19 protein-coding genes are annotated in these 25,456 nt (G+C 55.0%); 12 read left to right on the forward strand and 7 right to left on the reverse strand.

The genetic code is table 11. From position 1 onward, the window contains the following. From C0623_04820 to C0623_04870, 11 genes are all read left to right on the forward strand, one after another. On the forward strand, positions 1-396 hold a 396-nt coding region (locus C0623_04820; protein ID PLY01887.1), incomplete at its 5' end, for a hypothetical protein. After that, a complete protein-coding gene (locus C0623_04825; GenBank protein PLY01888.1) occupies positions 396-6,272 on the forward strand; it encodes a hypothetical protein in 5,877 nt (1,958 codons plus the stop codon). The genes C0623_04820 and C0623_04825, both read left to right, overlap by 1 nt. Further along, positions 6,272-7,579 (forward strand): hypothetical protein, encoded by a 1,308-nt coding sequence (locus C0623_04830; protein PLY01889.1) that lies wholly within the window; start codon positions 6,272-6,274, stop codon positions 7,577-7,579. Before C0623_04825 ends, C0623_04830 begins: the two co-directional genes overlap by 1 nt. A 37-nt stretch (positions 7,580-7,616) precedes the next feature. Further along, positions 7,617-9,425, forward strand: coding sequence for a two-component sensor histidine kinase (locus C0623_04835; protein PLY01890.1), 1,809 nt, complete (start codon positions 7,617-7,619; stop codon positions 9,423-9,425). A 65-nt stretch (positions 9,426-9,490) separates the two neighbouring features. Next, positions 9,491-10,438, forward strand: coding sequence for a hypothetical protein (locus C0623_04840; GenBank protein ID PLY01891.1), 948 nt, complete (start codon positions 9,491-9,493; stop codon positions 10,436-10,438). 46 nt (positions 10,439-10,484) lie between these two features. Further along, complete coding sequence (locus C0623_04845) at positions 10,485-11,450, forward strand: diguanylate cyclase response regulator (protein PLY01892.1); 966 nt, start codon at positions 10,485-10,487, stop codon at positions 11,448-11,450. Between the two features lie 126 nt (positions 11,451-11,576). Further along, the gene (locus tag C0623_04850; GenBank protein ID PLY01893.1) at positions 11,577-12,845 is read left to right on the forward strand and encodes a hypothetical protein; all 1,269 of its coding nucleotides are present in this window, start codon (positions 11,577-11,579) and stop codon (positions 12,843-12,845) included. 117 nt (positions 12,846-12,962) lie between these two features. Next, a complete protein-coding gene (locus C0623_04855) occupies positions 12,963-14,342 on the forward strand; it encodes a glycolate oxidase subunit GlcD (GenBank protein PLY01894.1) in 1,380 nt (459 codons plus the stop codon). Between the two features lie 168 nt (positions 14,343-14,510). Then, positions 14,511-15,785, forward strand: coding sequence for a (Fe-S)-binding protein (locus C0623_04860; GenBank protein ID PLY01895.1), 1,275 nt, complete (start codon positions 14,511-14,513; stop codon positions 15,783-15,785). A 73-nt stretch (positions 15,786-15,858) separates the two neighbouring features. Then, entirely contained in the window at positions 15,859-16,170 is a 312-nt protein-coding gene (locus C0623_04865; protein PLY01896.1) for a cytochrome C, read from the forward strand. 275 nt (positions 16,171-16,445) lie between these two features. Further along, positions 16,446-18,173 carry a Fis family transcriptional regulator gene (locus tag C0623_04870; GenBank protein PLY01897.1) on the forward strand — a complete coding sequence of 576 codons (1,728 nt, stop codon included), beginning with the start codon at positions 16,446-16,448 and terminating at the stop codon, positions 18,171-18,173. A gap of 7 nt (positions 18,174-18,180) precedes the next feature. On the opposite strand, the gene C0623_04875 is transcribed toward C0623_04870, so the two are convergent. Genes C0623_04875 through C0623_04885 form a run of 3 tightly spaced genes read right to left on the reverse strand, consistent with a single transcriptional unit; the run spans position 18,181 to position 20,725 of the window. Next, positions 18,181-18,579: a hypothetical protein gene (locus tag C0623_04875; GenBank protein ID PLY01898.1), complete on the reverse strand. Its 399-nt coding sequence runs from the start codon at positions 18,577-18,579 to the stop codon at positions 18,181-18,183. 1 nt (position 18,580) lies between these two features. Then, positions 18,581-19,603 (reverse strand): GTP 3',8-cyclase MoaA, encoded by a 1,023-nt coding sequence (gene moaA / locus C0623_04880; GenBank protein PLY01899.1) that lies wholly within the window; start codon positions 19,601-19,603, stop codon positions 18,581-18,583. A 36-nt stretch (positions 19,604-19,639) separates the two neighbouring features. Beyond that, positions 19,640-20,725: a type IV pili twitching motility protein PilT gene (locus C0623_04885; protein PLY01900.1), complete on the reverse strand. Its 1,086-nt coding sequence runs from the start codon at positions 20,723-20,725 to the stop codon at positions 19,640-19,642. A gap of 215 nt (positions 20,726-20,940) precedes the next feature. Here C0623_04885 and C0623_04890 point away from each other — a divergent pair, with 215 nt between their 5' ends. Then, entirely contained in the window at positions 20,941-21,918 is a 978-nt protein-coding gene (locus C0623_04890) for a thiamine biosynthesis protein (GenBank protein PLY01901.1), read from the forward strand. Between the two features lie 196 nt (positions 21,919-22,114). Here the strand turns inward: C0623_04890 and groL are convergent, their stop codons facing one another. The 4 genes from groL to C0623_04910 form a co-directional block, all read right to left on the reverse strand. Continuing rightward, complete coding sequence (gene groL / locus C0623_04895; GenBank protein PLY01902.1) at positions 22,115-23,749, reverse strand: chaperonin GroEL; 1,635 nt, start codon at positions 23,747-23,749, stop codon at positions 22,115-22,117. A 43-nt stretch (positions 23,750-23,792) separates the two neighbouring features. Then, a complete protein-coding gene (locus C0623_04900; protein PLY01903.1) occupies positions 23,793-24,080 on the reverse strand; it encodes a co-chaperone GroES in 288 nt (95 codons plus the stop codon). A 210-nt stretch (positions 24,081-24,290) separates the two neighbouring features. After that, complete coding sequence (locus C0623_04905) at positions 24,291-24,827, reverse strand: hypothetical protein (GenBank protein ID PLY01904.1); 537 nt, start codon at positions 24,825-24,827, stop codon at positions 24,291-24,293. 381 nt (positions 24,828-25,208) lie between these two features. Further along, a partial coding sequence (locus tag C0623_04910) for a hypothetical protein (GenBank protein ID PLY01905.1) occupies positions 25,209-25,456 on the reverse strand: 248 nt, incomplete at its 5' end.

Below are 25,456 nucleotides of genomic sequence, written 5' to 3' on the forward strand. Positions count from 1 at the left end.
CGCGATCTCTCCGGCAACGTTCTTGCCGACAACGCAAGCGTCAACTCCGGCAGTGAAATCTGGTTCGTCCTCTACGTCGACAATCCGACCGATGGCCCGGCCTTTGATATCGAACTGCTCGATCAGATCAACCAGGCTCAATTCACCTATATCGACGGAACCCTGGCGACGACCATCGTGCCAGCCGGCAGCTCCGACGCAGCGATCTGGTCCGGGACCTGGACACCCCTGAGCGACAACCCTGACGGCGATATCGGTTCGGTCGTCGATGCCAACCCCGTAGACGGGCAACGCGATCGGATGACCATCGGTACCGATACCACGCAACCGAACGGGCAACTCGACATCACTACCGGAACGCTGCAGGCATTCCGCTTCCGCGTGAGGGTCAACTGATGACGGCCCGGTGGCGACATAACTCCGTCCGACGCGGCGCCCTCATGCTCTTGATGGCAATCCTCCTCCTTCTGCCATCCCCTGGCCTGACGGCACCGATCCAGAACAGCGCCTCCGGTACCTGCAACGGCGTACCGCTCGACAACACGAACGCCGTGGTCAATCTTAATTCGACCGGCAGCGGACCGGCTGTGACCGATGTCATCGCCGAAGTCAATCCGGGTGCCGTGACGACCAATTCCAATACGACATTGACCGTTGCGCTGAATCCGACCATGGGCGCAACCAACACCGGCTTCAACCAGGTTATCGTGTCGATCCCGGCCGCTTTCAGCAACATCAGCCCCGGAGCGGTCACCGTCGGCGCCACCGCAATCCCGGCCGGCAGCTGTCCGAACCCATCCGGCAACAGCTTCTGTGCAGCCCTCAGCGGCAACGACCTGACCATCACCTTCGGCAACAAGATTGCCAGCAGCCAAAGCGGTGAGATCGTCACGATCTCCTTCACCGCCGATACCCCCGCTTCAGCGGGCAGTTCATCTTTTGCCGTGAGCGTCGACGATATACCGACTGCTGCCCCGGCACAAAATGCCCTGCCCGGTGATGCGGACGGCATCACGACCAACAACAACAGCCTTGACATCACCTTCTCGGACGGCGTCGATCCGGCAGCATCGACCCTGACCGCCGATCCGGTCATCGTCCTTGCCGACGATATCGCCGCCAGCAATCTCACCGCCACCCTGCTCGATACCGCCGGTCTGCCGATCAGTGGCGAAAGTGTTAACCTGGCAACCACCCTCGGCAACCTGGTCCAGCCCGGAAATACCGATCTCAATGGCCAAGCCTTCGGCAGTATCAGCTCGGCAAGCCCCGGCATCGCCACGGTGACCGCCAGCAGCGGCGGCATCCCGTTCAACCAGGGGGTCGATGTCTATTTCACCCAGGGACAGGTCCTCGATGTCCGCAAAACGGCGGACCGAAGTACGGCCTCGATCGGCGATGTCATCACCTACACGGTCGAGGTCAGAAACACGACGACCAACCCGGTCGAACTGGTCAGCCTCTCCGACCATCTGCCGCCGAACTTCTCCTACCGGCCCGGCAGCGCGACCATGGACGGCAACCCGATCCCTGACCCGGGCGGGAACCGGACCCTGAGCTTCCCGATCGGCACAGTCCCGGCTCTGGTTGACAGCAACGCCAACGGCACCGCCGACCCGGGTGAGCCGGGGTATCACCGCTTCAGCTACCAACTGGCGGTCACCGCCGGGGCCAGCCCCGGCAGCTACACCAACAGCGCCTACGCCCGGGATGTCTGCGTCGAATGTGCCGTCTCCAACCGCGCCGAGGCCGAAGTCGAAGTCACCCTCGATCCGCTGTTCGATCTCGGTACGATTATCGGCAAGGTTTTCGAGGACAAGGACCGGGACGGCTGGCAGGATCGGGACGAGCCGGGTGTCGCCGGAGCGATGGTTGCCCTCGACGACGGTACCTACGTGCTGACCGACCCGGACGGTCGCTACCACTTTCCGGCGATCGAGCCGGGCCAGCGCCTGCTCAAGATCAACCTGCTCGGCCTCGGCAACGGCGCGACAACGACCACCGGAGAAACGGCGCTCGCCGATATCACCCCCGGCTTGCTGGCCAAGGTCAACTTCGGAGTTATTTACGAATACCAGAATGAACGGATCGGCAGTCCGGTTGAATACGGCATGCGGATGGAGTCGTCCGGCGGAGCCCGGCCGGTCGACATCTACGGATCGGTTGACAACCAGATGCTACTGCTCAACGGTCAGCCATTACGCTTGCCAAGCAGCGACATCCATCTGCGCCACAACGAGCTGGAAGAGGTGGTGAATATTGTCGGCAACCAACTCAAGGAGCCGATCCTCTTCCTCGCTGCGCCGCGCAGCAAGCAGCCACCGGAGAAATGGCAGCTGACCATTCTCGACAGCAGCGACAGCCCGGTCAAAAAGTTCACCGGCACCGGTCCGATCGAGCCGATCACCTGGGATGGCCGCCTGCAGTCGGGTGAGCTTTTGTCGGCCGGAAGCATTTACCAGTACCAGTTGGCGACCGATTATGCCGATGGCACCCGGGCCCTGAGCCCGCGTCGCCTGTTCGGGGTCGACCGGACCTCGGCTATCGCCATGAACCTGACCGGAGGCGCCTTTATTACCGGTTCAACCGAATTGAGCGATGCCGCCAAGAAAGCGCTTGATGAAGCGATCCGGATCCTGCGGCGGCATCCGCATGAGAAGATCATTATCGAAGGGCACACCGACTCGACCGGCAGCTCTACTCTCAACATGCGATTGTCGAAGCAACGGGCCGAGGCGGCCCTTGCCTATCTGACCGAAACCGGGGCTCTGCCGCCGGATCGGTTTGTCGTCCGCTGGTATGGTGAAACGCAGCCGTTTGCCAGCAACTCAATCGAGGAGGGGCGCGAACTGAACCGCCGGGTCGAGATTAATGGTGAATACCGGAAAGTTGAACGGGCCCAGCTGCTCGATCAGTATCACACCAGGCCGCTGGTCGCCATCAACAATGCCGACCAGACACCGAACGACGATGGCCGCTTCCACCTGAAGGTCGATGATGCCGGCAGCGGCTCGCTCGAGATCACCATGATCGATGCCCAGGGAGCGACCCTGCAGACCAGCCTCGAGGTGCCAAACTGTGAAATCCTGGCACCGCGCGGCACCCGAATCCTGCCGTTCGGGCTGAACGAAGACCATATTCGCACCGCGGAGAACGAACCCGAAGCCGCCCTTGACGGCAGCGGCACCATCATTGAAACGCGATTCATCGGCCGAACCGCACCGGGCAACAAGGTTCTTTACGCCGGCCGGAAACTGGCGCTCGACGAAGACGGCCGTTTCAGCCTGCCCCTCTCGCTGCGCGAAGGCGCCAATACGGTCGAGGTCCTGGTCCGCAACCAGGCCGGTTTTACCCGTCTGGCCGGCCTCGACATCACGGTTGCGACCAGGACCGAAGCGGGCGGCCATATCATCTTCGCCGAGCCGGTTCCCTACCTTGCGGTTCAGATGCCACCGACCGACCGGCCGCTGAACAGCAATGTTTTTGCCATAAGCGGGGAAACATCAATCGGCAACCGGGTCCGGATCAACGACGAGGAGATCACCCTGCAGCCGGACGGACACTTCTCGAAGATCCTTAACCTGGCAACCGGCAAAACCCCGATCCGGATCGAGGTCACCAGTCCGGAAGGAAACTATGGCAGGATCGAAAGGATCGCCGAGGTTTCTGACAGCCGCCTCTTCTTCCTTGCTTTTGCCGACGGCAAGGTCAGCCAGATCAAGGCTTCCGGCAATATAGACAACGCCGGCGTCGACAGTGCCAGTGAGGTCATGACCGAGGGTCGAATCGCCCTTTACCTGAAAGGGACGATATCGGGCCGCTACCTCCTGACCGCGGCCCTCGATACCGGCCGAAGCGAACTCGACGAGATGTTCAGCGAACTCGACGAAACCGAAAATGACCGGTTGCTCACCAACATCGACCCGGATCGCCTTTATCCGGTCTACGGCGATTCGAGCCAGATTGTTTACGATACCGAAAGCCAGGGCAAGCTCTACCTTGCCCTCGAGAGCGACGAGCTCGAACTCCTGCTCGGCAACTACCGGATCGACCTTGCCGGGGGAGAGCTTGCCACCTACCGTCGCACACTGTACGGCGGGCACGCCGTCTACCGTTCCGCCAAAAAGAGTTCCTACGGTGCCGACAACAGTTCGGTAGAACTGTTCGCCGCCGAGATCAAGCAGGTTCATATCCGGGATGAGGTCGATGCCACCGGCGGCTCACTCTATTATCTCAGCCGTAAGGATGTGATCGAAGGGAGCGAGCAGGTGTCGATCAGCGTTCGCGACAAACTGACCGGCCTGCGCCTCGCCAGCCTGCCGCAGGAGGAAGGTATCGACTACGACATCAAGTATCCGGAAGGACGACTGCTGTTCCGTCGACCGATTTCATCGGTGCAGCCGGATGAACGCCTCACCGACAGTTCAATACTTGCCGGCAATCCGGTCATCATCGAGATTGATTACGAAGCCCGGGTTGACTCGTTCGAGAAGAGTGCGGCCGGCGGCCGCGTACGCCAACAGATTGGTGATCATATCGCCGTCGGCGGAACATATGTTCAGGATGAACTTGAAAGCAGCGAATACCGGCTCTGGGGTTTCGACACCGAAGTCCGGCTCGGCGCAGCGACCCGCCTGCTCGCTGAATACGCCGAAAGCGAAGGGGCCGAAGCGACGGTCAACGTCAGTCACAACGGCGGCCTCACCTTCAGTCCGGTCCCCCGGGCGGCCGACGATAAAGGCGGCGCCTGGAAAACATCCCTTGAAATCGATATCGGCGAATGGATCAGCCGTCCGAAACGATACCAGGTCAGCCTCTACCACAAGGAAGTTGAAAAAGGCTTCCATACCGCCGGCCAAAACAGAGAGGAGGGGACGGTCAAGGATGGGCTCCTGCTCCGCTTGCGGCCGACCGATGCCGATACCTTGTCGGCCCGCTATGATATCGAAACACGCGAAGTCGCTCTGGCGACCGAAATCGAAGAGCTCGATTCGGCGACCCTGCAGTGGCAACATCGCCACGGCCGCTGGAGCCTGATCGGCGAATACCAGAAGAACCGCAGCGAAACAGTCGGCGGCGAAGAAATCGACGACCAGTTTGCGACCGTGCGGCTCGAATACGAGAACGGACAGGGGCTCATGGCCTGGATTGAGCAGCAGCAGACCCTCTCCGGCATCGACAATAACCAGACCTCGCTCGGCATCGACCTCCGGCTCAACTCCTGGTCGACGCTGCATGTCAGTGCCACCGATGGTACTTTGGGCCAGGCCGTCGAAGGCGGAGTCAGCCTCAATCTTGGCAACAACCGCGTCTACCTGACCCAGCGCCTGAACGAGACCCGATCGCAACGAAGTCAGACCACGGTTATTGGCGGAGAGCAGACATCTTCGACTTTCGGCAAGCTTTACAGCGAATATCAGTGGGTCCGCACCAAAGAGAGCTACCAGCACCTGTCGATTGTCGGGGCCGAAAAGGGCTGGGATATCCAGCCGGGACTTCATCTTTACCTGGGTGGAGAACTCAGCGATACAGGCAGTGGATTATCGAGCAATAAAAGAACAACCCTGGTTTCCGGTTTCAGTTACACCCGGCGCGAAGCGTTCAGGTTCAGCTCACGAAACGAGATCAGAAACGAAACCGGCGCTATTGATCGCCGCCAGTTCCTGACGATAAACCGGGCCGAGGGGAGTCTGAGCCGGAACCTGACCCTGCTCGGACTCTACCGATTCAGCGAGACCGAAAACCGCTCTTCCGGCTATAACGAAGCCGGTTTCGAAGAGGTCAGCCTCGGTCTCGCCTGGCGGCCGGTCAAAAGCGACCGGTTCAATGCTCTGGCCCGGCTGACCCGACTCGTCGACGAACAACCAGTGACGGTCGGTGGCCCAAGCCTGACGACTACAACCCTGGAAACTGCGGCAATCGAATGGTCGCTGCAACTCAACCGGACACTTGAGTGGGTCGAAAAGGAGGCCATACGCTGGAAAGAGGAGGATGGCGAAAACGGCATTTTTGATAGCCGGGCCTGGCTCTCCATCCATCGGCTGAACGTCCGGTTGCAAAAGCAATTCGATCTCGGCCTCGAATACCGGATGCTGGCGGAAGAATCGACCTCGACCCGCAAGCAGGGGTGGTTGTCGGAGATCGGGTGGCGACCACAGCGTCATTTCCGTCTCGGTGTCGGTTACAACTTTACCGACTTTTCTGACGACGAGCGCGCGCTCAATGATTATTCTGTCGAGGGCTGGTTTATCAGAGCACAGGGAATGTATTGATGAAGGATTTCAATAAACGAAATATCCTGAACCGTCTGTTCGAGGGAATCGTGGCGATTGCCCTGGTGCTGGTCTCCTTTTTCGTTCTGATTATGGTTTTCAATGCGATCTTTCCCGAGGGAAGCGGCCTGACTTTTATTTTCCGGACGCCAACCGAGCGCGCCGGTCTGGACAGGGCTGAACCGGCTGAACTGCTGGTTGCCAGAGGCGACCATGCCGATTCCCTTTCTGGCGACAACGACTGGGCCGCGACTCTCGAATTGGTCAGAAACTCGGTCAAAAGCAAAAAAGCGAACGCCATTGCCTGGAGGAACGCGCAGCAGGGCATGCAGCTGAGTAATCTCGATGCCGTGCAAACCCTTGATCAGTCGTCAGCCGTGATCAAGTTTGACGACAATAATGTCATCGATCTCGGCAGCAATTCGCTGATCGTCATCCGGCGAATGGAGAAAGACCTGCTGTTCAAGGAGAAACGTTCGTTCATGGTCGTTGTCGACGGCCAGCTGCGCGGTCGGCTCGGCGGCGACGATGCAGGCAACGTCTATCTTGAAGTCACCACACCGAATGCCGTGGCCCGGTTACAGTCGAACCCGGAGGACCGGGAGGGCATCGAATTCAAAATTGATGTCAACGAGGATACGGCCTCGGCCGTGACGATTTATTCCGGAAGCGGTGAAGTCGAAGCCCGGGGCGAAACCGTTACTGTCGGTAAAAACCAGGTCACGCGGATTGAGGGTGACCTGGCACCGACCGAACCGGTGACCCTGCCCGACCCGGTCCGCCTCAAGTCACCGGTAGAGGAGGCATCATTTCCTTACCGCTCCCTGCCGCCGCGTGTCAGGCTGACCTGGCAGCGCCAAACGGAGGTATCGGGTTATCATCTCCTGCTGGCCAGGAATGCGGACTTCACGGAGATATTGATCGACCAGTCGTTGCGGCAACCTGAGTTCGTCCACGGCAACTTACGGGCCGGCGAGTATTTCTGGAAGGTCAGTTCGATCAATAATGCCGGCGAGGGAAGCTTTTCCGCAGTTCGACGTTTCTATCTGCATCAGGACCAGACGCCGCCAAAACTGGAGGTTCAGTTCCCGGCGGAGACGGTTTCCCTGAAAACGTCCGAGATCACGGGAGTGACCGAACCGGATGCGACCATTTTCATCTCGGGGACTGAAATAACTCCCGGTTCCGATGGCCGCTTCCGACACCAGCTGGCACTCAACCGGGGGATCAACATTGTCGTGGTCGAAGCGGTCGACCCGGCCGGCAATATAAGCTATCAATCACAACTGGTTCATGGCAAATACTGAGGGCATGACAATCGGCTAAAATCATATTATTCTGGATATGCCTATGTTAGAGAAAATTAGATTCCCGATCCGGTTCAAGATTCTGCTGACCCTGCTGGTCGTCATCACGGTTGTCGTCAGCATGATCACCTTTATCATGGCCAATCTTTTCCATAAGGACAAGACGGCCTACATTCACGACCTGACATCGACAACTTCGCTGAACGCTGCGTCAAAAGTGGAAACCCTTCTTGTCAGCTACCAGGAACGGCTCCAGGTCTTTACCCGACTGATGCTCGACCGCAGTATCCCGTCACGCAGCAGGCAGACCCTTTTGCAGAAAACATTTGTCGATTTTGAAGATTTCATTTCGATTACGCTTTACCAGAATGGCCGCGAACCGGTCACCGTTTTTGACGCCAGCATGCTTGAAAAATGGGGATTGACAGCCGCGGATATTGATCGTTATCGCCGGCAAAACCCTTTGCCGCGAGAGCAAATCCTCTCCGGCCGAATTTTCATCGAAAATTCAACCCAGATTGAACAGCTACCGGTTTTCACCATGGCGATTGCAAATCCCGACCAGGACGACCGTGAACGGACGATTGTTTCGGCGCGAATCCTGCTCGACCGGCTCTCGCAGCTCAGCCGCCAGTCGCAGGTTTTTGATACCTTCATCATGACCGCCGACGGCACCCTCCTCGCCCACCCTGATCCGGCCCGGGTTGCGATGAAACAACGCTATGACCTGCCATTCGATGTGAACACGATCTTCAGTGGCGATCAGATGGGCTCGGTTCGCGAATTCCGTTATCTGAACGACGATTACATCGGTGGCTTCGCTCCGATCCGGGTCGGCAACCTGATTGCTATTTCACAGGTTCCGAAATCGGCAGCCTACCTGACCGCCCGTGAGCTGGTCACCAACATGCTGATTCTCTCGCTCGCCCTGCTGATTTTTTCAGCATTGCTCAGCATTGTCTGGTCACGCCTGATTACCCGGCCGCTTGAAAAACTCTCGCATGCGACCCGGGAACTCGGCAAGGGGCAATTTAATGTCAGTATCGAAAAATCTTCACGCGATGAGATCGGCGATCTGGCTCAGTCGTTCAACACCATGGCTACCGAACTCGATGACCGCGAAAAATCTCTCAAGAAAACCCAGGCCGCACTGATCCAGTCGGAGAAAATGTCAGCATTCGGACAACTCGGGGCCGGAATTGCCCACGAAGTCAAGAATCCACTGGCCGGCATTCTCGGCCTGGCCCAACTTTCGCTCCGTAAAATCGATGAGGAATCACCGATTCATCAAAACATTTCACTGATTGAAAAAGAGACCAAGCGCTGTCAGATGATCATGGAAAATCTCCTTAAGTTTGCCCGGAAGGAGGAGGTCGCTTTTGATGTGGTCGACATCAACAAGGTTATTGCCGACGCGACCGCTATCGTTGAGCATCAACTCAGCATCAATCAGGTTAAACTCGTCAAGAAGATTAATGAGAACCTGCCGCGGATTGAGGGGAATGCCAACCAGCTGCAACAGGTATTTATGAACCTGATGATAAATGCCCAGCAGGCAATGAAGGGGAGTCCCGGTTCCGTAACCGTACTCTCCATGGAAGGTGGTAACGGCAACATCAAGGTTGAGGTCGTCGATGACGGCCCCGGTATTCCTCCCGACATACTGGAGAAAATATTTGACCCCTTCTTCTCGACAAAACCATCCGGCGAGGGGACAGGTCTCGGGCTTTCGGTCAGCTATGGCATCATCAAGGAGCATAATGGGACGATCACTGTCAACAGCAAGCCCGGGGAAGGTGCGACCTTCACTATCGTGATCCCCCCCATCGGGGCGGCGAAAAGTTGACTTTAACGGTAATCTCGACCATACTTCGATAGTTTTTCAGATTTACGTCACCAAGGAACGAGCCGATGCAGATTCTGGTCGCCGATAACAATGATCATACCCGGAATACCATTTGCCAGTTGTTGGAAAATGAGGGCTATTCGACCATCGCAGCGGAAACGGCCAGCGATGCCTTGTCTCTTTTCCGGAAATATGCCACGCCGATTATTATCGTCGACCTCGTTCTGATCGGCATGGACGGACTTGAACTCCTCGAGAAATTCAAGTTTGACAATTTAGATTGCGAGGTCATTGCCCTGACCAGTTACCCCTCTCTCGAATCGGTGATCGGCGCAATGAATCATGGCGCTCTCGATTACCTGGTGAAAACCGGAGAGGATCTAGGGTCATTGGTTGAAACGGTCAACAGAGCGGCAGAAAAAATAAGAGAGAAGATCGAACTTCAGTCGAAAATTTCCGAACTGAAGAGCAAGATTGATTATCTTGAGAACGTTAATCATAACCTGACAACCAGCACCAGGGATCAGCAGACCGGATTCCACAACCCTTCTTATTTCGACGAAGCGTTCAAATCCGAGATACACCGTTCGAGCAGAAACAATCGGCAGTTCTCGATCGTTGTCGTCCTATTGAACCCGAGCATCCAGATCAGCGGCGATCAGTTTCAGGTTCGAGCCATCGACACGGCCCTGCCCAACTGGAGTAAAACAATTCAGGATCGCCTGCGCAAATCGGATATTGTCGCCCGATACGATGATAATGTATTGAGTATCATCCTGCCGGAAACCGGAAAGGCGGGGGCCTTGCTGGTTGCCGAGAGCCTGATCCAGCTCTGTGATGAAGTCACTCAGGTGGTGCTGGGTGAGGAGATCGAAATAGCCGATCTGCTGCAGGTCGGGATCGCATCCTTCCCGGATGATGGTGACAACAAGGATAAGCTGTTCGATCTGGCGACCAAACGGTCAACAGACACCGGATCCGTTTCCGGATCCGGAAACGGAACGCTTCACTAGAGATCAACGCGAGCATAACGATTGAAGTGGTAATAAGGGAGGCGATATGACAACAGAAGAGACAACCTGCAGAATTCTCGTTGTCGACGATGAACAGTCCCTGCGCATCATCCTATCGCAGGTGCTGACAGATGACGGGTATGACGTCACGGTGGCCGCCAGCGGTGAAGAAGCACTTGAGCTGTTTCAGCAAAACCCGTTTCCGATCGTGTTCACCGATATCGTCATGGGCGATCTCAATGGTCTCGAACTCCTGCAAAAAATCAAGGAGATCCAGCCGCAAACTCAGGTCATCGTCATCACCAGTCATGCATCTCTCGACACGGCAATCACTGCCTTGCGGGCCGGAGCCTATGACTACCTGGTCAAGCCGTTCTCCGAGCTTGATATGATTTCCAACGTCGCCGGGAGAGCGATTGAAAAGTCCGGACTGGTTGAAGAAAACCGGCGGCTGGTTGGCGAACTTCAAAATAAAAACGAACAGCTTGTTTCCGCCAACAAGGCGCTCAAGGAACTGGCTGTGCGCGACGGACTGACCGGTCTCTACAACCATCGCTATTTCCAGGAAGCATTGACGGTCGAGGTTCTACGCTGCAAGCGGCACGAACGAATATTCTCCGTAATTTTTATCGACGTTGACAATTTCAAGCAATACAATGATACCAACGGTCATCCCGAGGGCGACAATGCGCTCAAGAGTATCAGCGATCTGATCAGCAGCCGTCTCCGCGCTTCCGATATTCTCGCACGCTACGGCGGTGAAGAGTTTATTCTTCTGCTGCCGGAAGCGAACAAGGATTTTGCCGCGGAGGTCGGAGAAGAAATCCGCAAGCTGATTGAGCAACACCCCTTCAGTGGAGAAGAGAGTCAGCCGAAAGGCAAATTGACAATCTCCCTCGGGGTTGCGACTTTCAAAGAAGATGGTGAAAACGGTTCTTCGTTGCTCGAAAAAGCCGATGAACGCCTTTACCGGGCGAAAGCCGATGGCCGAAACCTGCTCTGTATTGATTAATTCAAAATAACGATAAAATATCAGCAGCCGCCGGCCATATTCCGGTGGCTGTTTTTATCTTATCGGCCTGTTGCTACTGAGTAAATAATCGGTGTACAATTAAAAGTCAACCTGAGAGGTCATGATTTGACGAAGCACACCCTTAAATATGGTACCGAGACGCTTACATTCGCGATCGACCAGGCTGTTGCTCTCTCCGTACCGCAAGCTCTTCTCACTGATCCGGAAAAGTTGGTGCATATGGCGCTTGACAATCCGATCGGCACGTCCCGGCTGGAGGAGATAGTCAAGGCAGGTGAACAGGTCGTTATCGTCACCTCTGATATCACCCGCTACACCGCCAGCGAAATTTACCTGCCGGTTCTTGTTGAACGGCTCAACGCCGCCGGTATTCCGGATGCTGACATCGAAATCATCATTGCACTCGGGATTCACCGCAAGCAGACCGAAGATGAGCATCGTAAAATACTTGGCCCGCTGTTCGGACGCATCCGGGTTTCTGATCACGAATGCGATGACCCGTCGAGTTTGGCCGACATCGGTACAACCTCAAGCGGGCTGCCGGTAGAGATCAACCGGACGGTTGCCGCCGCTGATCGTATCATTGTCACCGGCACTGTTGGGCTTCACTATTTTGCCGGTTTCGGCGGCGGCCGCAAAAGCCTGGTCCCCGGGGTCGCCAGCCGGACTACCTGCATGGCAACCCATTTTGCGATATTTAACCCGCCGGAAATCGGCGGCAAGCATCCGGCGGCCAGGCCGGCCAATCTCGAAGGAAACCCGATTCACGAAGCGATTCTCGAAGCGGCCAGCATCCTGAAACCGGATTTTCTTTTCAACACAGTTCTCTCTCCCGATAAAAAAGTTATCGGTGCCTACGCAGGTGATCTCAATAAAGCGCATCTGGAAGCCTGTGATGCGGCCCGCGAACTCTATACCATAGAACTGGCAAGCGGCGCCGATCTGGCGATAGTCTCCTGCGGTGGGCATCCCAAGGATATCAATTTCATCCAGAGCCATAAGGCTCTCGATTACGGGGTCCGTGCTCTCAACCCGGGCGGCACCATAATCCTGTTGGCCGAATGCCCGGACGGTTTTGGCAACCCGACCTTCTTCGACTGGTTCCTCTATCAGGATCTTGCTGATTTCGAGGCGGCGTTGCGCCGGGATTACGAAATAAACGGCCAGACAGCACATGCGACGCTGGAGAAAGCCCGACGCTTTCGGGTGATTCTCGTCAGCAGCTTGAGTCGGGAGGAGACCGGGCAGATGGGCATGGAGAAAGCCGGAACCCTTGACGAAGCGCTGACGATGGCGTATGAAAAGGTTCCGCCTGAGGCCGAAGTGGTCGTCATTCCGGATGGCGGTACGGTGTTGCCGGTCATTAAAAGATAGAAAACAGAATACAGTAGACAGCAGTCAGAAGGGCCTTGCGTGAACCGGGTTTTGCTCCTTCTGCATTCTGGGTTCTGTCTACTCTTTTTATGCACAGGAATTCTACAGGCTGAAATCATGGTTAATGCAAATGTCATAAAAGAACTCGAAAAGATTGTCGGCACGGATCACGTTTCTACCGACAGGGCCGACCTGATCTGCTATTCCTACGATGCGACCCAGAAGCAGTACCTTCCTGAGGTCGTGGTCCATGCCGGCTCAGCCGAAGAGATCGCCCGGATTATGCGTCTGGCCAATGAACAATCGATTCCGGTTTTCCCGCGTGGAGCCGGTAGCGGTTTCACCGGTGGCTCGCTACCGACCGCCGCCGGCATTGTCCTGGTAACAACCCGGCTCGACCGGATTATCGAGATTGATGAAGAGAACCTGGTCGCCACGGTCGAACCGGGAGTTGTCACCGGACAGTTCCAGAAGGAGGTCGAGAAGCGCGGCCTTTTCTATCCGCCCGATCCGGCCTCCCTCAAATTTTCGACCCTCGGCGGCAACGTCGCCGAATGCGCCGGCGGCCCGCGTTGCGTCAAGTATGGAGTGACCAAGGACTTTATTCTCGGTCTCGAAGTCGTGACCCCGACCGGGGAGATCATTACCACCGGCGGCCCGACCATGAAAGGGGTCGTCGGATATGATCTGACCAAGCTGCTCTGCGGCTCGGAGGGGACTCTCGGTATTATCACCCGTATCATCATCAAGCTCCTGCCGCTGCCGGAAGCGAAAAAAACCATGCTGGTACTGTTCGATTCGATCGACGGCGCCGCCCGGGCGGTCTCCGACATAATTCGCGGTAAAATCATCCCGACGACTCTTGAATTCATGGATGCCGCAACGATTGATTGCGTGCGTCAGGCAACCGATCTCGAAGTTCCGGAACAGGCGAAAGCGGTTTTGATTATCGAGGTTGATGGTGAAATAGACGTTATCGAACGCCAGGTAAAACGGATTGGTGAGATTGTTCAGCCGCTCGGCGTCGTTGAGACCCGCATCGCCGAGACCGCCGCCGAGAGCGAAGCGCTCTGGCAGATCCGCCGCTCGGTGTCGGCATCGCTGCGCAAGGTCAATCCCGATAAATACAATGAGGATATCTGCGTGCCGCGCAGCAAGGTTCCGGAAATGATCCGCAAGGTCGAAGCAATCGCCTCGGAGTTCAACATCCCGATCGTCAACTTCGGGCATGCCGGCGATGGCAACATTCACGTCAACATCATGATCGATCGCCAGCAGCCGGGCGAAGAGGAAAAGGCCGAACAGGCGATCGGGGCGGTGTTCAAGGCCGCTCTTGAACTTGGCGGCACTATGAGCGGCGAACACGGTGTCGGCATCATGAAGGCTCCCTACATCCCGCTGGAGCTTTCCGGTTCGGTCGCCGACTACATGAAGACCATCAAAAAGGCCCTCGACCCGAACAATATCCTCAATCCGGGAAAGATTTTCCTCGATTGAGTTTCAGGGACTTCGAATCAACAGCCACGAAGCCACCAGGGCACGAAGAAAACAAAAAACCGATTTTCTTGGTTAAGTCCTAACCTGGAATTTCTTGTCTTTTCTTAGTGACTTCGTGCCTTAGTGGCAAAAAGACTTCAGGGATTTAAACCTGTAAGATTGATAATTATGGCAAAAGCCAAACTGAAAAAACTTGAAGAGTACAGTGACGAGATCCGGCAGTGCGTCAAGTGCGGTGCCTGCCGCGCCCACTGCCCGGTATTTGGTGCCGAGAAGCATGAAGGCATGGTTGCGCGGGGCAAGATCGCCCTCTCGCAGTCACTGCTCGATGGCGATGTCGAAATGAAGGACAAGTTGCTGCTCGACATGTCGCAATGTCTGCTTTGCGGCAGCTGTTGCGACCAGTGCCCGAACAAGGTTCCGACCGAGGAGATTGTCGCCGCGGCCCGCCGCGAGATCGCTTCGCAAAAAGGGCTCTCAACCTTCGGCAAGGGGCTCTCAACGGTTCTGAAAAACCAGGGATTGATGAAAACCCTGGCCAAATCGGCCAGCACTTTCGGCAACCTGTTATTTAAAAAACTTCCGGAAAGCAGTGGCCTGCGATTGCGCCTTCCGTTGCCGTTTGTCGATCGCGATCGAACCCTGCCGCCGATTGCGGCCAAAACATTCCGCGAGCAGCACCCGGAATTCATCGAAGGGGAGCCGGGTAAACCAACCATCGCTTTCTTTACCGGTTGCGGTATCAACTATCTTTACCCGGAGATCGGCGAAGCGATGCTTAAGGCATTGCGTTTCATCGGCGTCAGTATTGTTATTCCGAAGGATCAGGGGTGTTGCGGCTTGCCGGCCGTTTCAGCCGGCGCCGGTGACACGGTCGAACAGTTGGCCGACCAGAACCTCGCCGCCCTTACTCGCCATTCGACCGACGTGATCGTAACCGCCTGCGCTTCCTGCAACGCCGGCCTCGGTAAAATTTATGCCGAGCTGGGTGCCGATTTTGAAAATATGGCCGATAAGGTCGAAGATATCTTTGTCTTTCTCGTCAAGCACGGCCTGGCCGAAAAGCTGGAAAAACTACCCAAAGACGACAATCCTGTCCGGGTTACCTACCACGACCCCTGCCATTTGCGCACCCGCGGAATTACCAGAGAACCGCGGGAGATTCTCAAGGCGCTACCGCAGGTATCTTATGTCGAGATGACCGATGCCGGCACCTGTTGTGGCCTCGGCGGTACCTATTCGGTCTACCATTATGAAACAAGCCAGAAGATCGGCGCCAAAAAAGCTGACAATATTAAACAGAGTGATGCCGAGCTGGTCGCGACCGATTGTCCCGGTTGTATCATGCAACTTCAGGACTCGATTAATCATGCCGGTCAAGGGCAAAGAGCGGTTCATATCCTCACCCTGCTCAGCGCCGCTCTCACCAAAACGATGAAATGAATAGGATCTTGAATTATAATGATCCCTTAATATAATGAAATGTCCGAGAAATCACATCCCAAGGAGGAAGTTAATGAAATCAATTCTGCTATCCGTAGTTCTCGTGCTTGTCGCCGCTTCTATGGCCATGGCTGTTCCGGCCAGTAAATCGCTGGATTTCGACAAGAGCAGCATGGGCAATGTCACCTTTTCCGGCGAGGTTCATGCTGGTGCCGGGATGAAGTGCAAGGAGTGTCACAACAAGAACACTTTCCCGAAGATGAAACAGGGTACGGTCACCATCACCATGGACGAGATTTATGCCGGCAAACTTTGCGGCATCTGCCACAACGGCCAGCGGGCATTTAGTGCCAAGGGCAACTGCAACCGCTGTCACAAGCGATAGGCATAAGCGATCTGTAAGTAAGGGGCAGACTGTTTTACGTCATATCATAAAACAGTCTGCCCCCTTTATTGCTAGTGCCGGAAAATTGACACATTTTGTTTCAACTGACACATTCCCATCAGTTATTTCACCATCAAGACGCCCAGTAACACAACGCAACTCCCGACCAGCATTCAGTAAGTATCTGAATTTATATGACTTTCAATATTTGCAACATTTCGTTTCAAATTCGGCACAATAATTGTATTAATTATATAATTAAATTAAAGTAAAAGATGGAGACGAAAATGCCGACAAAACTTACAAACAACCACTGGCTCTTTAACCAGCTGAACCAGCCAGCCTTTCTGATCAATATTGACAAAAAAATTGAAGGGGCGAACCGGGCCGCCTGCGACCTTCTCGGCATCACCGAGAAGGATGCCATCGGAAAATCCTGTCGCGAGGTCACCGGTTTTGCCCAATGCAGCGGGTCCTGCGCCTTTACCGAGGTAGTGGAAAGCGGCAAAGGGAAAAAATCTTTCGACCTCGAATGCCTTCAGGGCTGTGGCGATATGGCTCTCTGCATCGAATTGAGCCCACTGCATGATGACGCCGGGAATGTGATCGGTGTTCTCGAGCTTTGCCATGACGCAACCATAGTCCGCAAGCTGACCGAGGAACTGGAACAGAAACAGGCCCGCCTGAAGACTGAAATCGAGCGTTCCCGAACCCTGGTCAACTCGATTGCCGACGGTGTCTATACGGTCGACCTTGATATGCGGATTACCAGCTTCTCCCGCAGCACCGAGCGAATGACCGGCTTCCGGGAGGAGGAAGTTCTCGGCAAGAAATGCCGCGACGTATTCCGGACCAGTGTCTGCGAGACCGATTGCCCTCTCAAATGGACGCTACAAAATGAAAAACCGATTGAAAACTGCTCGGCAACCCTCGCCGGCAAGGATGGCAGTCGGCTGCCGGCCTTTCTCTCTTCCGACCTGCTGCGCGACAGCAACGGTGAGATCTGCGGCTGTATCGGCATCATCCGTGATCGGAGCGAGGTTGAAGATCTCAAGGCAAAGATGCACAAGGATTACAGCTTTTCCGATTTTGTCGGCAAGAGCAAGGTCATGAGTGCGATCTTCGACCGGGTCCGTACCGTTGCCGCCACCGATACCACCGTCCTGATTGAAGGCGAAAGCGGTACCGGCAAGGAACTGCTCGCGCGCGCCATCCATTACCAGTCATCCCGCAAGGACGGCCCGTTCGTCAAGGTCAACTGCGCCTCACTCGCTGAAACCCTGCTCGAAAGCGAGCTCTTCGGTCATGACAAGGGAGCTTTTACCGGGGCGATTAAAGACAAACCGGGCCGCTTCGAACTGGCCGACGGCGGCACTATTTTTCTCGATGAAATCGGCGATACCTCGCTTGCTCTGCAGGCAAAGCTTCTCCGGGTTTTGCAAGAGAAGGAGTTTGAACGTGTTGGCGGCATCAAGACCCGCAAAACCGATGTCCGGATTATCGCTGCGACCAACAAGGAACTTAAGGAAATGATTGTCCAGGGGGATTTCCGGGAAGATCTGTACTACCGGCTTTGCGTTGTTCCGATCAATCTGCCTCCCCTCCGCAAGCGCCGCGAGGACATCCCGTTGCTGATTGAATCTTTCATTCAGAAGTTTAATGCCCGCGGCCAACGAATCAATGAAGTCTCAAGCCGGGCCATGGCCCAACTGATCAGCTACGACTGGCCGGGAAATGTCCGTGAACTTGAAAATGCAATCGAGCATGCGTATGTAACCAGCACGACCGAGCGGATTGAACGACGCTTTTTGCCGAAGCAGGTCGCACAGGCCGATATTCTTCGCTTACCGGAAACGGAAAATACCGTTCACGGCATCACCGAGAAGGAGCAGATTCGCTATTCACTGGAAAAACACCGATGGAAGAAACATGCGGCCGCGCATGACCTTGGCCTGAGCCGCACCACTTTATGGCGCAAAATGAAACAGTACGACCTCGCCTGATTGGCTTTCAGAATTCTTCGATAAGCTGCTCGAGCTCAAACTTGACCTTGCTTGCGGCAACGACAGCTCTGGGATCTTCAAGCAGGTCCATCATATGAACCGGATCCTTTGCCATAATGGTCACCTGGCCGCAGAAATCCTCGTAAATGACAATATTGCACGGGAGGAGGAGTCCGATATTCGGATCGGCCGTAAAAGCCTCTTCTGCAAAATCGGGCCGGCAGGCACCGATAATCAGGTAACGCTTAAAGGGCAGATCATCCTTGCCACTGAAGATATCGGCGACATTGATACGGCTGTGGATCTCGAAGCCATAGCTATGCAGCAATTTTTCAACCCGGGCCAGGACCTCTTGAAAACTGCTTTCGGATTTCTTGCCAAAACCATAGCGACATTCGACGTCCATCCTACCCTCCAATATCCTTCATCGTCCGGCAGCGCAATGGCTTCTCGCCCGCTTCGAGATGATGTCCGGCCGGCTTGGCATTGGCGGCTTCGAGCAGAAGCTCTTCAATACGGGCGGCACTGAATGCGTCACTGCGCAGGCCGGCGAGGAGATCAATTTCGTCATCCGACATCAAACAGGGGCGCAAACGACCATCAGCCGTTAACCGCAAGCGGTTGCATGATCCGCAAAAATGACGGGAAACAGCGGTTATAATACCGATCTGTCCCTGGCCGTCCGGATAGCGGTACATCCGGGCCGGACCATCCAACGCTCCATTACTATTCTCAACCGACAACAACTCGCCGACTTTTTCAAGCTGATCGAGAATTTCATCCTCTGAAATCCGCTGGTCGGCATTGAACCCGAGATCATCACGGACCGGCATGAACTCGATAAAGCGGACATCGCAGCGTCGGTTGAGAGTCAGGCGGGCAAAATCGGCAATTTCATCCTCATTGAAGCCGCGAATCGGTACCATATTGACTTTGATCGGTGTCAAGCCAACATCTTTGGCCGCTTCAAGTCCGGCGAGAACCTGAATCAGGCCGTCACGTCGCGTGATTCGCTTAAAACGCTCTTCATGCAGGGTGTCGAGACTGACATTGACTCGCGACAGGCCGGCCGCCTTAAGGGCCCCGGCGTGTTCGGCCAGAAGCAGACCGTTGGTCGTCAGAACGACCTCCGGCGAGCCGGGCAAATCGGCCAGGGTACGGATAAAATTGACCAGGCCGCGCCGAACCAGAGGCTCACCACCGGTCACCCTGATTTTACGTACACCGAGACGGACCGCAGCGGCGGCAACCCGCCCCATCTCCTCATAGCTCATCACCCGGTTGTGGCCGATCGAGTCAACCCCTTCATCGGGCATACAGTAGAGACAGCGCAGGTTACACCGGTCAGTGACCGAAAGACGCAGATATTCGATTGTCCGACCAAAACGATCTTGCAAAGAGGTCTCCGGTCCGTTGGGATGAAACCCCATGGTACCACCAACGGCGGCGCCGAAACAATTGAAGTTTTACGACTGGGCGCCTTCAGTTCCCGGTTTGTTTGGCAGGAATTGCTCAAAGTGCTTTTTATCATTGCAGCAGCGGTATGCTTCATCCGGAGTGATTGTCTTCGCCTTGAGATGATCGAGAAGATGCTGGTCCATCAACTGCATCCCATCCCCCTTGCCGGTCTGCATGATCGAAGGGATCTGGAAGGTCTTGCCTTCACGGATCAGGTTGCTGATCGCCGAGTTGCCGATCAGGATTTCAAGAGCAGCACATCGTCCCTTGCCGTCGGCTGTTTTCAGCAACTGTTGGCAGATAACACCGCGCAAAGATTCACCAAGCATCGTTCGAACCTGTTCCTGGGCATCCTTCGGAAACGCATCGATAATCCGGTCTATTGTTTTAGCTGCCGAGTTGGTGTGCAGGGTTCCGAACACAAGATGTCCGGTTTCAGCGGCGGTCATAGCCAGTGAGATGGTTTCGAGGTCGCGCATCTCGCCAACCAGAATAACATCGGGGTCTTCACGCAGTGCCGCGCGAAGGGCATTCTGGAACGAATCCGAATGGGCGCCAATTTCACGCTGGTTGACCAGCGACTTTTTGTTGGGATGAACGAATTCGAGTGGATCCTCAATCGTCAGGATATGTTCCTTGCGGGTTGAGTTGATGAGATCGATCATCGAAGCAAGAGTTGTCGACTTGCCGCTTCCGGTCGGACCGGTGACCAGAACCAGCCCTTTTTTCAATTGAGTCAGTTTTCGCACCCCGAACGGCAGGCCGAGTTGATCAGCCGTCAGGATTTCGGTCGGGATAATACGGAAGACGGCAGCGATGCCACGATGCGTCATCAGGATATTTCCACGGAAGCGGGCCACCCCTTTCAGCTCATAGGCAAAGTCGAGGTCACTGGTTTCCTCAAAGGCCTTCTTCTGATGATCGTACAGAATCTCGTACAAAAGGCTTTTCGCCTGATCATGACTCAACGGGGGGTAGTTGAGCGGAACCATCTCACCATGCAGACGGAACATCGGCGGCGCACCACTTGAGATATGCAGGTCACTCGCACCCTGCTGCTGCAGCATCTTGAAGAGGGAATTAATTTTAGCCATTTCTTTCTCCTGAACAAAATATCTGATCGAGTACTTATAGCAATAACCGCGCCGCTTCTATCAGAACGCATTCTGGCAGACCCAATCTCTTATTGCAAGGGCACTTGTCGACAATGCGCCCCTTGCCATAAGACGCTTTGCATGGTACTTTCCCGTTCCTCTGACACAGTGTTGCGACACAGTGCTGACACACAATGAATAATCTGGAGCCAAGAATGAGCAAGGCACTCGGCCTTTTATCGGGCGGACTTGACAGCAGTCTGGCCGCTCTGACCCTCAAGCGTCAGGGCGTTGATGTAACCGGCATCTCATTTGCAACCCCTTTTTTTGGAAGTGGACGAGCAAAAAAGGCGGCGGAGCAGATGGAGGTTCCGTTGATCGTCCACGACATCAGCGACATTCACCTCGAAATGATCAAGAATCCGCGATATGGCTACGGCAAGAACTTGAATCCGTGTATCGACTGCCACGCCATGATGTTTCGCCTGGCTGGCGAGTTCATGAATCGCGAAGGGTTCGATTTTCTCTTTTCCGGCGAAGTCCTCGGCCAAAGACCGATGAGCCAGAATCCGATTGCCCTGAAAACGGTGGCCAAGTATTCCGGATTCCCCGATCGGATCCTCCGGCCGTTAAGCGCCAAGTGCCTGGCGGCAACACCGATGGAAGAACAGGGCCTGGTCGATCGCGAACGCCTTCTCGACATCCAGGGCCGCTCGCGCAAGCCCCAGGAAGCCCTCGCTAAAGAGTGGGGCCTGGTCGACTACCCTTCCTCCGGCGGCGGCTGCCTGCTCACAGAAAAATCATTCTCCAACCGTTTGCGCGATCTTCTTGAACACAATCCTGAAGCGACTCCGGTCGATGCTGAACTGCTCAAGGCCGGTCGACAATTCCGGCTCTCGGACAAGGCCAAGCTGATTCTCGGCCGCAAACAGGCCGACAACGAAACCATCAAAGAACTGCAGCGACCCGGTGACATCAGCCTGCGGGCCAACAATTTTTCCGGCCCACTCGGCCTGGTCACCGGAGATGCCGGTGAAGCGGAACTGAAATCGGCCGCAGCCCTGGTTGCCGGCTACGGCAAAGGCCGTGCTGAAAATACGGTTGAAATATTGTTGCACACCGGAGAGGAAACCCGGCAGATCACCGTCGCACCGGCCAGCCAGGAGGATGCACGTAAGCTCCTGATCGAATAAAAGGCACAAACCTGTTACCACCAAGGCACGAAGAACAACAAAATCTTTGGTGCACAGATTCCTGGCTCTTGCTTTTATTGGTGTCTCAGTGCCTGCGTCGCCAGGATTTCTCCCTGCAAACTAAAAAGCCCTCCGGAATTTCCGGAGGGCTTTTTAGTTACCTGTTATCTATTGAACCTTTAACCGGTTCAAAACCTTACATCATGCCGGGCATGCCGCCGCCCATGCCGCCTGGCATGGCTGGCATAGCCGGTTCTTCCGACGGAAGCTCCGAAATGCAGGCTTCGGTGGTCAACATCAGACCGGCAACCGAAGAAGCGTTCTGCAGAGCCGAACGGGTAACCTTGGTCGGATCGATGATACCGGCCTTGATCAGGTCTTCGTAGGTATCGGTCGCGGCATTGAAACCGTTGGCACCCTTCTCGTTGAGAACGGCGTTGATAACGATAGAACCTTCGACACCGGCATTGGCCGCGATCTGGCGCAGCGGCTCTTCGAGGGCACGCTTGACGATGTTGACGCCAAACTGCTGCTCGGTGCTGAGCTCAATCTTCTCAAGATCGGCAATGGCACGGAGCAAGGCCACACCACCACCCGGGACGATACCTTCTTCAACGGCAGCACGGGTTGCGTGCAGGGCATCTTCAACGCGCGCTTTCTTTTCCTTCATCTCGGTCTCGGTGGCTGCACCGACCTTGACCACGGCAACGCCGCCGACCAGCTTGGCGAGGCGCTCCTGGAGCTTCTCGCGATCATAGTCGCTGCTGGTCTCTTCGATCTGGGCACGGATCTGCTTGACCCGCCCCTGGATGTCGGCATCGGAACCGGCACCATCGATGATCGTGGTGTTGTCCTTATCGATAACGATCCGCTTGGCCGAACCGAGCATGTCGAGGGTAGCGGTTTCGAGGTTGAAACCAACTTCTTCGGAAATCACCTTGCCGCCGGTCAGAATGGCGATATCTTCGAGCATCGCCTTGCGACGATCGCCGAAACCCGGTGCCTTGACAGCAGCAATGTTGAGCGTACCACGCAGCTTGTTGACAACCAGAGTTGCCAGCGCTTCACCATCAACGTCTTCAGCCAGAATCACCAGCGGACGACCCTGTTTGGCAACCGGCTCAAGAACAGCGATCAGATCTTTCATGTTGCTGATCTTCTTGTCGTGGATCAGGATCAGGGCGTCTTCCATGACGGTTTCCATCCGCTCGGCGTCGGTGACGAAGTACGGAGAGAGGTAGCCTCGATCGAACTGCATCCCTTCAACCGTTTCGAGGGACGTTTCCATCGCCTTGGCTTCCTCGACGGTGATAACCCCTTCCTTACCAACCTTCTCCATCGCTTCAGCGAGGATATTGCCGATGGTCTCGTCACTATTGGCCGAAATAGTTCCGACCTGGGCGATCTCGGTGTGATCCTTGATCGGTTTGGAAAGTTTCTGCAACGCTTCGACAGCCGTTTCAACCGCCTTGTCGATACCGCGCTTGATTTCCATCGGGTTATGACCGGCGGTCACCAGCTTGGTTCCTTCACGATAAATAGCCTGGGCAAGAACGGTAGCAGTCGTGGTTCCGTCACCGGCAACATCAGAAGTTTTGGAAGCAACTTCCTTGACCAGCTGGGCACCCATATTTTCAAATCTGTCTTCGAGCTCGATCTCCTTGGCAACGGTGACGCCGTCCTTGGTGATCAGCGGAGCACCATACGACTTCTCGATCACAACGTTACGGCCTTTCGGGCCGAGGGTGACTTTAACAGCATTGGCCAGCTTGTCGACACCTGCCTGGATCTGGGCCCGGGCATCCTGTCCGAATTTAATATCTTTTGCCATTGTTCAAAATCTCCTTATTTATAAAATCTTATTCGACAATCTTTTATTCGACAACGCCGAGGATATCGTCCTCACGCATCATCAGTAATTCCTTGCCATCAACCTTGATTTCAGTACCGGCATACTTGCCGAACAGAACCTTGTCGCCAACCTTGACGTCCAGGGCCAGGACTTTGCCGTCCTCAGTCACCTTGCCCTTGCCAACAGCAACAACCTTGCCTTCCTGCGGCTTCTCCTTGGCGCTGTCCGGGATGATAATCCCGCCGGCGGTCATGGTTTCTTCCTCGATTCTTTCTACGATGACACGATCTTGAAGTGGTCTGATATTCATTTTTAACTTCTCCTTTCTGACCTTTTGCTATGATTTCAAGTTATTTGCGGATAATTCACAAAATCAAAAAGACGTCGTTGGCCGCTCGCGATCAAGACATCTTTACCTGTTGTTAGCACTCGAGCTAAATGAGTGCTAACAATGACTGTAATATAGTCAGATTCTGCAGATTGTCAAGGGGAAACTTGGAAAAAATAATACTCAGCGGAGTTATAGTGCCGGAAAGATTTTGGCAAACAGTCGGGAGGTGAGCCTTGTGGCCATTTCGGCGCCGAGACGATACTGTTCTTTTTCGATATTCGACAAATCGTGATCAAAGAAGACATCACCCGGAACAAGGATTTCGGTCTTCGGAGCGACCACGCCAGGCTGATAGTAATAGATCCTGGCCGCCGCCGTAAGCCCGGTTGAACAGCAACCACTATCCTCTTGGTAATCGAACAGTTCACCTGTTACAAAATATTGCTGTGCCAGCCACTCCCGATCGACCGTGTCGATACCCTGCTTGAGAATACGGACCTTGAGTCCGTATGCATCGCCGGTTTCCATCAAATCATCAATAAATGCATCAAAAAAATTTACCGATACATTCTCCGGAATCATGACGTTAAGGAAAGGGACTACGTACAGGGTTTGCGGTGTGGCTGTTATTGCAGCTTGTTCCGACCGCACCGGGACGGCCGACAGAGACAGAGCCAGAATCAAAATCGGGATTGAAACAGTTTTGACGAATTGACTAAGAAGCATGACTAACACAAATCCATTACAAGTTTTTCTCCTGACAAACTATAGCATTATTACATGGATGAATAAACCATGAGGTTGCACCATCTTCCCGCAACACACTTTCCCCTCTTCTCACCTTTATTGATTGTCCCAGGAGAAGAAAGTAAAAGAAAAACGCTTGAGCTGACAAGCCCTGAATCATGCGGATTCCATAACTCAGTGGTTCTACATAGCCCCCCCGGCAGAGCAGGCGGAACTATCAAAAAGAATTTCATCAGGGGACACCCCCCTGAACTTCGGGAAGTGTCCCCATCAGCTTTTCGACTCCGATCGCCTGTCCCGAGTTATCTTGTAAAGAGCTCGCCGAAGTAGCCGAAGGGGGAATCCATTGATGATTTTGACTTACCCCCGGAGCTCTTGAGGTCGCTCTTTGGTGCCGCGTTCACTGAAACGCACCCCGACCGCAACCGCCACAGCGACGAACCGCGTTTGCCTCAAGGCAAACTCCCCGGCAACACACTTGAACAGAAACAATCCCGATCGCACGAAAAAGCCCCCGGCAAGGGAGCGGTTTCTTTGGTTCGTTTCTTTATCGCTCAATAAAGAAATGAACCCGGCTGCCGGGCCGGGACCCGGCGGTTCTTCTTGTC

Source organism: Desulfuromonas sp. (assembly GCA_002869615.1).
Classification (GTDB): Bacteria; Desulfobacterota; Desulfuromonadia; order Desulfuromonadales; family UBA2294; genus BM707.

Bases quoted from the DNA above. Each gene is read 5' to 3' on its own strand.
- C0623_04900 (PLY01903.1), bottom strand. From the start codon at position 24,080: ATGAATATCAGACCACTTCAAGATCGTGTCATCGTAGAAAGAATCGAG.
- C0623_04860 (PLY01895.1), top strand. From the start codon at position 14,511: ATGGCAAAAGCCAAACTGAAAAAACTTGAAGAGTACAGTGACGAGATC.
- C0623_04855 (PLY01894.1), top strand. From the start codon at position 12,963: ATGGTTAATGCAAATGTCATAAAAGAACTCGAAAAGATTGTCGGCACG.
- C0623_04865 (PLY01896.1), top strand. From the start codon at position 15,859: ATGAAATCAATTCTGCTATCCGTAGTTCTCGTGCTTGTCGCCGCTTCT.
- C0623_04885 (PLY01900.1), bottom strand. From the start codon at position 20,725: ATGGCTAAAATTAATTCCCTCTTCAAGATGCTGCAGCAGCAGGGTGCG.
- moaA (PLY01899.1), bottom strand. From the start codon at position 19,603: ATGGGGTTTCATCCCAACGGACCGGAGACCTCTTTGCAAGATCGTTTT.
- C0623_04890 (PLY01901.1), top strand. From the start codon at position 20,941: ATGAGCAAGGCACTCGGCCTTTTATCGGGCGGACTTGACAGCAGTCTG.
- C0623_04840 (PLY01891.1), top strand. From the start codon at position 9,491: ATGCAGATTCTGGTCGCCGATAACAATGATCATACCCGGAATACCATT.
- C0623_04835 (PLY01890.1), top strand. From the start codon at position 7,617: ATGCCTATGTTAGAGAAAATTAGATTCCCGATCCGGTTCAAGATTCTG.
- C0623_04905 (PLY01904.1), bottom strand. From the start codon at position 24,827: ATGCTTCTTAGTCAATTCGTCAAAACTGTTTCAATCCCGATTTTGATT.
- C0623_04845 (PLY01892.1), top strand. From the start codon at position 10,485: ATGACAACAGAAGAGACAACCTGCAGAATTCTCGTTGTCGACGATGAA.
- C0623_04825 (PLY01888.1), top strand. From the start codon at position 396: ATGACGGCCCGGTGGCGACATAACTCCGTCCGACGCGGCGCCCTCATG.
- C0623_04870 (PLY01897.1), top strand. From the start codon at position 16,446: ATGGAGACGAAAATGCCGACAAAACTTACAAACAACCACTGGCTCTTT.
- C0623_04830 (PLY01889.1), top strand. From the start codon at position 6,272: ATGAAGGATTTCAATAAACGAAATATCCTGAACCGTCTGTTCGAGGGA.
- C0623_04875 (PLY01898.1), bottom strand. From the start codon at position 18,579: ATGGACGTCGAATGTCGCTATGGTTTTGGCAAGAAATCCGAAAGCAGT.
- groL (PLY01902.1), bottom strand. From the start codon at position 23,749: ATGGCAAAAGATATTAAATTCGGACAGGATGCCCGGGCCCAGATCCAG.